Annotated in this window: 11 protein-coding genes; 6 read left to right on the top strand and 5 right to left on the bottom strand. The window is 37.2% G+C overall.

Annotated elements, in window-relative coordinates; translation table 11 throughout:
- Positions 1-77 precede the first annotated feature (77 nt).
- Both PFY10_20740 and PFY10_20735 read left to right on the top strand, forming a co-directional pair.
- Positions 78-2,150 (top strand): thiamine pyrophosphate-dependent enzyme, encoded by a 2,073-nt coding sequence (locus PFY10_20740; GenBank protein ID WBV56612.1) that lies wholly within the window; start codon positions 78-80, stop codon positions 2,148-2,150.
- Positions 2,151-2,373: 223 nt separating this feature from the next.
- A complete protein-coding gene (locus PFY10_20735; protein WBV56611.1) occupies positions 2,374-3,396 on the top strand; it encodes a bestrophin family ion channel in 1,023 nt (340 codons plus the stop codon).
- Between the two features lie 8 nt (positions 3,397-3,404).
- On the opposite strand, the gene PFY10_20730 is transcribed toward PFY10_20735, so the two are convergent.
- Positions 3,405-3,863, bottom strand: a complete 459-nt coding sequence (locus PFY10_20730) for an Lrp/AsnC family transcriptional regulator (protein WBV56610.1) — start codon at positions 3,861-3,863, stop codon at positions 3,405-3,407.
- Positions 3,864-4,008: 145 nt separating this feature from the next.
- On the opposite strand from PFY10_20730, the gene PFY10_20725 reads away from it, so the two are divergent.
- A complete protein-coding gene (locus PFY10_20725; GenBank protein WBV56609.1) occupies positions 4,009-5,235 on the top strand; it encodes an aminotransferase class I/II-fold pyridoxal phosphate-dependent enzyme in 1,227 nt (408 codons plus the stop codon).
- 39 nt (positions 5,236-5,274) lie between these two features.
- Here the strand turns inward: PFY10_20725 and PFY10_20720 are convergent, their stop codons facing one another.
- Complete coding sequence (locus PFY10_20720) at positions 5,275-6,279, bottom strand: glycosyltransferase (protein ID WBV56608.1); 1,005 nt, start codon at positions 6,277-6,279, stop codon at positions 5,275-5,277.
- A 234-nt stretch (positions 6,280-6,513) separates the two neighbouring features.
- Here PFY10_20720 and PFY10_20715 point away from each other — a divergent pair, with 234 nt between their 5' ends.
- Both PFY10_20715 and PFY10_20710 read left to right on the top strand, forming a co-directional pair.
- Complete coding sequence (locus PFY10_20715) at positions 6,514-7,524, top strand: SDR family NAD(P)-dependent oxidoreductase (protein ID WBV56607.1); 1,011 nt, start codon at positions 6,514-6,516, stop codon at positions 7,522-7,524.
- Positions 7,525-7,569: 45 nt separating this feature from the next.
- Complete coding sequence (locus tag PFY10_20710; GenBank protein WBV56606.1) at positions 7,570-8,376, top strand: helix-turn-helix domain-containing protein; 807 nt, start codon at positions 7,570-7,572, stop codon at positions 8,374-8,376.
- A 57-nt stretch (positions 8,377-8,433) separates the two neighbouring features.
- On the opposite strand, the gene PFY10_20705 is transcribed toward PFY10_20710, so the two are convergent.
- The gene (locus PFY10_20705) at positions 8,434-9,471 is read right to left on the bottom strand and encodes an RICIN domain-containing protein (GenBank protein WBV56605.1); all 1,038 of its coding nucleotides are present in this window, start codon (positions 9,469-9,471) and stop codon (positions 8,434-8,436) included.
- A 29-nt stretch (positions 9,472-9,500) separates the two neighbouring features.
- Complete coding sequence (locus PFY10_20700) at positions 9,501-9,863, bottom strand: hypothetical protein (GenBank protein ID WBV56604.1); 363 nt, start codon at positions 9,861-9,863, stop codon at positions 9,501-9,503.
- Between the two features lie 206 nt (positions 9,864-10,069).
- Between PFY10_20700 and PFY10_20695 the strand changes: the two genes are divergently transcribed.
- Complete coding sequence (locus tag PFY10_20695; GenBank protein ID WBV56603.1) at positions 10,070-10,843, top strand: nuclear transport factor 2 family protein; 774 nt, start codon at positions 10,070-10,072, stop codon at positions 10,841-10,843.
- A 37-nt stretch (positions 10,844-10,880) separates the two neighbouring features.
- On the opposite strand, the gene PFY10_20690 is transcribed toward PFY10_20695, so the two are convergent.
- Positions 10,881-12,044 carry a class I SAM-dependent RNA methyltransferase gene (locus tag PFY10_20690; protein ID WBV56602.1) on the bottom strand — a complete coding sequence of 388 codons (1,164 nt, stop codon included), beginning with the start codon at positions 12,042-12,044 and terminating at the stop codon, positions 10,881-10,883.
- Positions 12,045-12,172: the final 128 nt, after the last annotated feature.

Here is a 12,172-nt window from a genome sequence, read left to right as displayed (position 1 = left end):
AATTAAAAAGAAAAATAGATGATCACAAAATACTAACAGTTGTTCGTATTTTGTTTTTTTATGTATATTTGCTTCCTATGGAAAATACACTTCACGAGAAAGTTTCTCAGGATATTTTACTTAAAGCTTATACCCATATGATGCTTGCCAAAGCCATGGCAGACATCTACGAAGAAAACAGAAATGTTTGTAAATATGTTCATAGTACTTCAAGAGGTCATGAAGCAATCCAGCTGGCTACCGCATATCAGTTAAAAAAAGAAGACTGGGTTTCTCCCTATTACAGAGATGAAAGTATTCTTTTGGGGATAGGATTTGAGCCATATCAATTGATGTTGCAGCTATTGGCAAAAGCAGAAGACCCTTTTTCAGGAGGAAGATCTTACTACTCCCATCCGTCCAGCAGGGATGAAAAAATGCCAAAGATCATTCACCAGAGCTCAGCAACAGGAATGCAAACCATCCCGACTACTGGTGTAGCACAGGGAATAAAATATATTCAGGATTTTAATTTACAGAATTTTGAAAACAACCCGGTTGTTGTGTGCAGCCTGGGTGATAATTCGGTCACTGAAGGTGAAGTAAGCGAAGCATTACAGTTTGCTGCCTTACATCAGCTTCCGATCATCTTCCTTGTTCAGGATAATGAATGGGGAATTTCTGTAACCAAGGAAGAAGCACGGACTTGCGATGCTTATGATTTCGTTGCAGGATTTACAGGTCTTAGCAGAATGAGAGTAGACGGAACCGACTTTGCGGAAAGTTTCGAAGTGATGAAAAAAGCTGTAGACTTTGTAAGGACCGAAAGAAAACCATTAGTGGTTTGTGCAAAAACGGTACTTATCGGACACCATACATCAGGCGTGCGAAGAGAGTTCTACAGGGATGATGAAGATCTGGAAAAGCACAGAGCTAAAGATCCGGGAGAGATCCTGAGAAAACAATTACTGGAAACAGGAGTCGATGAAGAATTACTGAAACAGATCACGAAGAAGGCAAGGCTTGAAGTTGAAGAAGCTTTTGACAGAGCTCAAAAAGCAGAAGACCCGAAACCGGAAACCGTAATGCAGCATATCTTTGCTCCTACTCCAATTACCGAAGAAGTAGGAACCCGTGAACCGGCAGGTGGAGAAAAAATCGTAATGGTAGACGCTGCCATTCATGCAATTCAGGAACTGATGTGGAAACACCCTGAAGCATTGCTTTACGGTCAGGACGTAGGAGAGAGAATCGGTGGTGTTTTCCGTGAGACGGTTACATTAGGTAAAAAGTTCGGAAGCAAAAGAGTATTCAATACGGCAATCCAGGAAGCTTATATTATTGGATCTACTGCAGGAATGAGTGCTGTAGGCCTTAAGCCGATTGTAGAAGTTCAGTTTGCAGATTATATTTATCCGGGTATCAACCAGCTGATCACTGAGATTTCAAAATCAAATTATTTAAGCAACGGAAAATTTCCGGTTAGTAATATCATCCGTGTTCCGATTGGGGCTTACGGCGGTGGCGGACCTTACCACAGCGGTAGTGTTGAAAGTATTTTAGCCAATATTAAAGGGATTAAAATTGCGTACCCGAGTAATGCAGCGGATTTCAAAGGTTTATTAAAAGCAGCTTATTATGATCCGAATCCGGTAATCATGCTTGAGCACAAAGGTTTATACTGGAGTAAAGTGCCGGGAACCGAAGATGCTAAAACAATTGAACCAGCAGAAGACTATGTACTTCCTTTTGGTAAAGGGAAAGTTATTATTGAAGCCGATAAGGATGAAACATCCAAAGGAAGAACGCTATTGGTGGTAACCTATGGTATGGGAGTTTACTGGGCGAAAGAAGCGGCGAAAAATTTCAACGGTAGAATTGAAGTGATCGACCTGAGGACATTAATCCCTCTTGATGAAGAACTTGTTTTTGAAAGGGTAAAAGCCCATGGAAAATGTATTGTTCTTACAGAAGAACAAATTAATAATTCATTTGCTGAAGCTTTTGCGCACAGAATTTCCAAAAATTGTTTTAAATATCTTGATGCACCGGTAGAAACAATGGGCTCTCTGAATACCCCGGCAGTGCCTATCAATCTGATCCTGGAAAAAGAAATGCTTCCTAATGCCGAAAAGCTCACGAAGAAAATAGAAGAAATGTTACAATATTAAATTTTATCTATAAAACACAACCTCTAATTATTTAGAGGTTTTTTTATGCTCTTTTTTTACTAATTTTAAAAAAATATTTGTTTCCATTATATACTTGAATACAGATGATTAAAATTAAAAAACTACAAAAGAAGCTTATGATCGGTGCAGAATAAAGTCCATAATCTTTTTTTATGGTATTTATTTTGCTAAACAAAATCTTTATAAAAACACATCTCCTTCTATGATCACAACAAAATATTTCAACTATAAACAAATATTTAATCTTGCAGGTTCTCATTTAATATGGCTTACCGCATGGTGTACCCTTGTAGCAGCAATTTATTATTTCTTCAACTGGCAATGGATGATCATTCCGTGGGTACCGCTGGCATTAATCGGAACGGCAGAAGCTTTTTACGTAGGATTTAAGAATAACCAGGCTTACGACAGGTTATGGGAAGCCAGAAAAATCTGGGGCGCTATTGTCAACTCAAGCCGTTCTTTTGCGGCAATGCTTTATGCTTTTGAAACCGAAGATGCTGATCATACCAATCTCGAGGAAAGGAGAAAAACAATTGCCTACCGCCACATAGCATGGTTGTATACTTTCCGCGAACAGCTTCTTGCTCCCACCGAATGGGAACACATCAGTCTTAAAAAACATTTCGGCGCCATCAATATCAGACGTCACAGATTGATGAAAGCAGGATTTCCTGATTATGGGAGAACACCTATTTTTTTACATAAATATCTTTCTGCTGAGGAATTTGCCCTCCAAGCGGATTACAAAAACTTTGCAACCTTTCTAATTTCAAAACAGGCAAAAGAAATCAACGAACTGAAAAACGACCATACCATTTCAGATTTCAATCAGATGCAGTTACAAAGCTGTCTCAATCAGTTTTATGATTTTCAGGGACAGGCTGAAAGAATTAAAAAATTCCCTTCGCCCCGACAATTTGCAAGTACAGCATTCGTTTTCAATGTTATCTTTATTATGCTGCTCCCTCTTGGCCTTGTGAATGAGTTCGCAAAGTTGGGCGACTGGGGAATATGGACAAGCATCCCATTCTGCGTAATAGTGGGATGGATTTACATCGTAATGGAACTTGTAGGAGATTATTCCGAAAACCCTTTTGGAGGACTCATGTTCGATATTCCTATGTTATCCATCTGCAGAACAATAGAAATTGATGTCCTTCAGATCATGGGAGAAGAAGATCTTCCGGAACCAATCGCATCAAAGAACGGTGTACTTGTTTAGCAATCTTTTTAAAGAATAATAGACGTAGTATTCTTCACCTCAGAGATCATAAAAGAACTGTGAGTGCTTGCGATGTGTTGTAAAGTTGTCAGTTTTGTTAACATGAAATTTCTGTAATCAGCTATGTCCTGTACGCAGATTTTAAGAATATAGTCATAATCGCCACTTACATGAAAACATTCTGTAACCTCATGCAGATTCATCACTTCCTTCTCAAACTGGAGAACATATTCCTTTTTATGCTGGGTAAGTTTAACGTGGCATAAAACCATAAAATCCTTCTGGATCTTATGCTTATCCAATATCGCTACATATTTTGAAATGACCCCTGTATTTTCAAGCTTGCGTACTCGTTCATATATCGCTGTAACCGATAAACCAAGCTTATAAGACAGCTCTTTAGTGGTTTGTTTCGAATCTTCCTGCAAAAACAACAGCAGTTTCTTATCTGTTTCATCAAAGACCATAGATTTTTTTTTGGAAAAAAGTTATTTCACACAAATATAATAAACATATTTTCTACAATAATCCAATTTTATAGATTTATCCTCTAATATTTATCAAAACCATTGTAATAAAACTTAAAATAACTCAAATTTAAAAACAAAAACAATGGAAGATTTCAACGCAGCAAACGAAATACAGGACTTACAATACTTTGGAGAATTTGGCGGAGTAAATCCTTCAATTTCTGACAGTTCAACCTACACTTTTCTTTCAGCTAAAACAATGTTCGATACATTCGAAGGAAATGCAGAAGGTTGCTATCTATACTCCAGACATTCATCTCCAATGAACCTTTATCTGGCTCAGGCTTTAGCCAAATTGGAAAACACGGAAGCCGCCAATGTTACCGCATCAGGAATGGGAGCAATTACATCTGTACTTTTACAGGTTTGTAAAAGTGGCGACCATATTATTTCAAGCAGAACAATTTATGGAGGAACCTATGCATTTCTGAAAAACTTCCTTCCTCCTTTTAATATCGAAACCACTTTTCTGGATATCAATAATATTGAATGGATCGAAAAGTCGATACAGCCCAACACCAAAGTTATTTATTGTGAAAGTGTAAGCAACCCACTTCTGGAAGTTGCAGATCTTAGAAAACTTTCTCAAATATGTAAAAAACACAATCTTAAGCTGATCGTTGATAATACATTCTCCCCTCTTTCAATTTCTCCGACTTTATTGGGAGCTGATATTGTAATTCATAGTTTAACAAAATTCATCAACGGAAGCAGTGATACTGTGGGAGGCGTTTATTGCGGATCACAGGAGTTTATTAACGATACCAAAAACGTAAATAACGGAGCTTGTATGCTATTGGGACCAACAATGGACAGTTTCCGTTCGGCCAGTATTCTAAAAAATCTGAGAACACTTCACATCCGGATGAAGCAGCATAGCTATAACGCACAATATCTTGCTGAAAAATTCGAACAGGATGGATTAAAAGTTTCCTATCCTGGATTGCCCTCTCATAAAAATCATGAACTCATGAAAAGTATGATGCATGAAGAGTACGGATTCGGAGGCTTGATGACTTTAGATGCAGGTACAACAGAAAAAGCCAATGAGCTGATGGAACTGATGCAACAGGAAAATTTAGGATATCTTGCTGTAAGTCTCGGTTTTTATAAAACATTATTCTCTTGCTCAGGCAGCTCAACATCATCTGAAATCCCTGAAGAGGAAAGAATTGCAATGGGAATATCTGACGGATTGATCAGATTCTCAATAGGTCTTGATCACGACATTGAAAGAACCTATCAAAAAATGAAAGAATGCATGGTAAAAACAGGCGTTCTCCACCATGAAAACACATCCATATACTAATCAATCATTGTAATAAGTGCTGTTGAATTTCAACAGCATTTATTTTTTATGATAATGTTTTGGAAACGCATCTTCGGGCTTCATCCTGAACACATTGAGTAAAATCCATGATTTCAGAAATCCGTATCCATAAGAAAACATCTGAACATACGTAGAAATCACAGCCATACCGGCAATGCTAATATTCTTGGTAACCCATAAAGCGTGAAAGAAAACCAGAAAAGTATACAATCCATAAAAAGCAAGAATAATCCCTCTTCCCATTACAAAGTACTCTATAAAACCAAGAATATATCCTAATAAGAAAAGGCTGGGAAAAGCGAAGGAAATCTTCACATAATTCGGATGCCGCTGATTCAGAATAGGCCTTGCACAGCCAAACTGAAATACCTGTTTGGAAAATTTCCCAAAATCTACCCTGCGCTTATGATACACTGCAATATTATCGAAGAAAGCCGTAGTAAAGCCGTTTTCCCACAATGTCATAGACAGATCCGGATCCTCCCCGATTCTCATTTCAGAAAATCCTCCAACTTTATCGAAAACCTCTTTTTTCACTCCCATATTAAAGCTACGAGGCTGAAATTTAGAAACGGATTTCTTACTGCCACGAATCCCTCCGGTAGTAAACACGGAAGTCATAGAATAGGAAATCGCCTTTTGCATCAGATTAAATCCTTTATGGGCCTTATCTGCACCTCCAAATGCATCACAGGGAATTTCCAGAATATCTTTCTTAATATTTTCTATATAATCATTTTCCACAATTACATCACTATCCACAAAAACAAGCCAATCGTTTTCAGCTCGCTGAGCTCCATAATTTCTTGACAAACCAGGTCCTGAATTATCTTTCCTGAAATACCTGATCGAAAGGATGTCATCAAAATTTTTAATCGTGGGTTTAAGATCAATCATAGAACCATCATCCACAATAATAATTTCAAACTCCCTGTCTGTTTGTTGAGTCAGAGAGTTCAGCAGCTCGAAAAGCTCATCTTTCCGGTTGAAAATAGCGATAACGATGGAAATAGTAGGTTTCAAATTGAAAATTTGTCAAAATTAACCATTCATAAAAGAATTCGCAAACAGTTTAACAGGTATTCACCTAAATTAACACCAATATGGTAGAACAGATCTTTATTACAAAAGAAGAGGTCATTACAGCAATTTTTCGATGAGTGTGCATGAAATTTTAAACAAAGTAAATTGACATTTTAAACAAATTACCAGATTCCTGTACGCTATACCTTTGTCATATCAATTAAAAATAAAAACATGATACAAGACAAAAATGTACAAAGTCCGATCCATTCCGGTTTCAATGCACAATCAACAAGCTGGGATGTTATTAAAGGAATTGATCTTACTGGAAAAACGGTTATTATTACCGGTGGATATGCAGGAATCGGCCTTGAGACTACGAAAACTCTGGTTTCGGCAGGTGCGCAAGTCATCGTTCCTGCCAGGGATATTGAAAAAGCAAGGAAAAACCTGTCAGGAGTTCAAAACATTGAATTTGAATTACTGGACCTTATGGATCCTCAATCCATTGATGCCTTTGCAGAAAAATTTATTGCTTCAGGAAAAAAATTGGATCTCCTGATCAATAATGCCGGAATTATGTGGGTTCCGCTCCGCAGAGATAGCCGCGGAATCGAATCACAGCTCGCCACCAATTACCTGGGACAATTCCACCTTACCGCCAGATTATGGCCTGCCCTAAAAAAAGCTAACGGAGCCAGAGTAATCAGTGTTTCATCTTATGGACACCAGATGGCGCCATTTAATTTTGAAGATCCTAATTTTGAGCATCGGGAATATCAAACCCTACTCGGATATGGCCAGTCAAAAACAGCATGCAATCTTTTCGCTGTAGAACTTGACGCAAGAGGAAAGGCATTTAATGTAAGGGCTTATTCCGTCCATCCGGGTTCTGTATACGGAACTGATTTAGGAAGAGAAGAACCCATAGACCTGTTCAAGCAAATAGGTACCCATGACGAGGATGGAAACATAAAACCTGAAGTGGAAGCCAGATTAAAAACCATTCCCCAGGGAGCAGCAACAACAGTATGGTGCGCCACAAGCCCTCTTCTCCATGACATCGGAGGAGTGTATTGTGAAAACTGCGATATTGCAGAGATAGATCACGGACAAATTGAGCACCGGTTTGATGACCCTGCCACTATACGAGGAGTACAATCTTATTCTCTGGATAAACAAAATGCTGAACATCTCTGGAAACTTAGCGAAGAAATGGTTGGAATTCCATTCAATATAGGATAAATATACTTTGAAAATGAATAATTTTGTTATTGAAAACTAGAAGCAATGGATTTTCACATCAAATACATCACACCGGATATTAAGCTTTCTTCCTATGAAGATAAATTATTTAAAACTGAAACTGTTTTTGAATATCATATGCTGGTGTGGTTTATTTCCGGGGAAACGAAGATCATCCAGGCCGATCGCTCTTATCATTTTACATCGGGAGACATTTTTCTTATTCCGAGGAACCAATTGGCAACAATTATTAATTATCCTAAAGACGGCCGCCCCCATAAAGCAGTAGTAATGCATCTAACGACAGACCGTTTAAAGCAGTTTTATTCAAATATGGATATCCACGATTCTGTAATCCGGAAAGAACCTGAAATCTTCAGTTTCAGCAATCATCCTTTATTACAAAGTTGCCTTGCCTCATTAATACCCTATTTTGAGATGACCCAAACTTTCCCGGAACATATCGCATCACTGAAAATCATGGAATCAATCAGTATTCTACGGGAAATTAATCCGGAAATTGACACTGTTTTAGCTGATTTTGAGGAACCAGGAAAAATCAATCTCGTTGATTTTATGGAGAAAAATTATATGTTCAATATGCCTTTGGAACGATTTGGTTACCTTACAGGAAGAAGTTTGTCCACTTTCAACCGGGATTTCCGAAAAACATTTCAAACCACACCTCAGCGGTGGCTTACCCGTAAAAGACTTGAATTAGCTCATTACCACCTTGCTGAAAAACATAAGAAACCATCAGATATATTTATGGAAGTAGGCTTTGAGGATTTATCCCACTTCTCCTATGCATTCAAAAAGCAATATGGCTACGCTCCATCCATGATCAGATAAAAATAAAAAGGACAGACTCCATGTTGAAATCTGTCCTTTTACATGTAAATTACCGGATTATAATTTTACCAACTTCCATTTTTGTGCATTTCCTGTATTTGCCGTCCAGATCTGAATTTTTGTTCCGTTAGCTGAAGAACCATTATTCACATCCAGATTAAAGCCTGATGCGTGAGCAGGTGACAAAGTATAATAATCATTTCCTACAGATGTTATTTTCCATTTCTGTGCGTTGGTTCCATTATCAGTATAGATTTGCACCTGGGTTCCGTTTGTTGTCCCGGAATTGGATACATCTAAAGATTTTGTGGGTGCATTCAAAGGTTGGAGCTTATAATACCCTCCTCCCACGTCAGTAATTTTCCATTTTTGTGCCGTATTGCCATTGGATGCCCATAGCTGAACTTTTGTTCCATCTGTAGTACCTGCATTTAAAACATCCAGCATGCTTGTTCCATTGGTCGCAGAAACCAATTGATAAGTGGCCCCCGAAGTAATTCCTGTCGTAGGTGTTGTTGTCCCGTCTCCATACACTGTATTTTGCCCATACAATATACTTGTAGCATTGGTAAAATAAGAGGCGATATTGGTAGCCCCAAGGTCATAATATAAAAATACGCCATATCCGTCATCTTTGGTTCTCTGTGCAAAATTTGAAACCGTAGAAGTACTTGTATAGCTGGAAGTTGAAGAGTTTACGTTGACAGCCGCAGCCCCTTTATGAGCGCTATCAAGGCCTGGGATATTAGGTGCTGAGTATGTACTGTAATAAGGGTTCCATGCATAATCTACCTTTGACCCAACAGTGACCCCATTATAGGAAAGGTTGCTTGCAGAAGGTCCGATATTGTAAAAAGAAATAATTTTATCAGGAAGTAAGTCTCTAAGCGCCGTTACAAGGTATACAAATGAAGACTGATTAGCCTGCCCTGTTCCATTGGCACCATAATTTGCATATTCATCATCAAAATCAATTCCGTCTAATCCGTACGTATTTACAGCATCAGCCAGTTCCTGGGCAAAAGCCTGTGCGGCAGCCTGGCTGGGAAAGTTAGCAAATCCTGCTCCCTGATGATTTCCCAGAATGGATAACATTACTTTAATACCCTTATCCTGCAAAGGTTTTATATAGGTATTTTATTGCTGAGCACGTTGGTTACCTGTGGATTAAAATACAAATAAGCCTTTTGGGTTGTCGTATTATAATTGATGTTGGCGGCAAAAATAATTGCCACGTCAAAAAGTTGTCTTCCGTCTGCCAGTTTATATTTACCAACTTCCCTGATATCATTGTTGTTGACCTCAACATACATTACGGAAAGTGGATTCTTACCAAAAGCAGCCACTTTAGAGGTTAAACTACTCTTTGCTGATAAGGAATTTTCCTGTGGCGTTACTGAATCATCCAAAGGATCGGAATTACATGATATAACGCTGAAAACACCTATCAACAGAATAAGTAGGGATAGTAAGCTAATTTTTTTCATAATAAAAGTATTTAACTGTTTATTACGAATCTAAAATAAACCTTAACAATTAATTAATAATAAATTATCAAAATCACCTATTATTTTATCAATGAAAATATAAAACAGATATCAATATAAAATCAAACTACATTAAAACGTTTTAAAGTTGATAATATAAGAGGAAAATTTATCATATTTGTCTTACAACATAGAAGCCTACTGTAATGAGAAATTATATCCTAACATTATTTATTTTAATATTTACGTTGACGACAATTCCCGGTCAAAATACTGAAACTTTAATGAAGGAAGGGGTAAAAAGTGATAGCTTGTTCTGGGTAGCCTACAACAAATGCAATGTGATTGAAATGATGCGTTTTATTCCTGCTGATGTTGAATTCTATCACGATAAGGGAGGAATAACAAAAGGGGACGAAGCATTAAAAATCACATTCCAGAAAAACCTTTGTGGAAATAAGGATTTCCATTTAAGGAGAGAAGCAATTGATAAGACTGTCAGGGTTTTCCCAATGAAAAAAGACGATAAGCTGTACGGTTTAATTATTTCCGGTGATCATTATTTCTACATCAATGAAACGGGTAAAAAAGAATTTAGGGATGGTTTGGCCAAGTTCACTGATCTTTGGATTTTAGAGAACGGAAAATGGAAAATGTCCAGGGTTTTAAGTTATGACCACGGCCCGGCACCATACCAAAATGAAAGAAAGGAAATACCTTTAAAGGATCAAATTCTGAAAACCTATCAAGGTAATTACAATAGCAGGAAAAACGGAATTATTAGCGTTGAACCCAAAAATTCCATCCTGAATCTGACCGTTGGAGGTAAAACGCTTTTACTTTATCCGGAAACAGAAAACAGGTTCTTTACAAAAGAAAAGGATCTTGTGTTTGAATTTGTAAAAGAAAAAAATAAGATCATAAAAATGAATGTTTATGAAAACGGGAATCTTATCGAAGAAGATTATTTTACGAAATAAATAAAAAGCCTTCCAATAAGGAAGGCTTTATCTCATTTTATTGATTTTCCAGTTTATGTACCTTTTTAGTTCCCTCGTACATTTCGTATTGTAAAAATCTTGTCTCCAGTTTTCCGTTGAAGAGCTTAATCTTTCTGGAAGGACGAAGTCCTATTTTCTTTACCGCTTCAAGGTCTGAAGAAATCAGCCAGGCTAAAGTATTCGGGTAATGGGTTTTAAAAGTATCTCCGATTTTCTTGTAAAACTCATCATCATTAATAGAGATTCTTTCATCATATGGTGGATTGAAAACCATTAATAAAGGGAAAAGTTCTTTTTTAGACTCAAAAAAGTTTTGCCTCTTAACTTCAATTACATCTTCCATTTCAGCCGACTCGATATTGGTACGGGCAGCGTTAAGCATTCTCCCGTCTATATCGTACCCTACAATTTTACCCTGAAATTCTTTCACTCTATTGATTCTGAATTCCTTGATCTTGGTAAAAAGATCATTATCATAATTATTCCAGTTTTGGAACGCAAATCTTTTCCTGAAAATCTGTGCAGGAAGATCCATAGCAATCATTGCTGCTTCGATCAGAAGAGTTCCTGAGCCACACATCGGATCCAGAAAATTTCCTTTTCCGTCCCATCCGGCAAGCTGAAGCATTCCACTTGCCAATACCTCATTAATAGGTGCCTCACCCTGTTCTTTTCTGTATCCTCTTTTGAATAAAGGATCACCTGAAGAATCCAGAGAAATTGTTACTAACTCCCTGTCGATATGCAAATGAAACTTGATATCAGGACTTTTAGGCTCCACATTAGGGCGCTTTTTGAATTTTTCCTGAAAGTAATCCACAATAGCATCCTTCATTTTTAATGTAACAAATTGTGAATGCTTAAAGGTCTCTGAATTTACGGTAGCGTCAATTGCAAATGATTGATCCACATCCATAAACTGCTCCCATTCCAGCTTAAAAAGCTTGTCATAAAACTGATGCTGATTAAAAGCCTTGAATTCAAAAACCGGTACCAGGATCTTCAATGCCGTTCTTGCCGAGTAATTGATTTTATAAAGAAAACCTAAATCTCCTTCACAGTTTACCGCGCGGTTTTTAACTTCAACATTTCGTCCTCCTAATTTTTTAATCTCTTCAGCTAAGATCTGCTCCAATCCGAAGAAAGTTTTTATCTGAATTTTTATATTTTCTATGTCCATAAATAGTTATTAAAAGATTTAATAATTTAAAAATTAAAAGATTAGCCTTCCAATATTTTGATTAATTGAATTTTTCAATCTTTCAATCTTAAAATACTTTTCCTTTTACCGCACAAATTTAGTTATTT

The sequence above is a fragment of the Chryseobacterium daecheongense genome (genome assembly GCA_027920525.1).
Lineage (GTDB): Bacteria > Bacteroidota > Bacteroidia > Flavobacteriales > Weeksellaceae > Chryseobacterium > Chryseobacterium proteolyticum.
The sequence above is the reverse complement of the archived record's forward strand: the minus strand, read 5'-3'. Positions and strand labels throughout refer to the sequence as shown.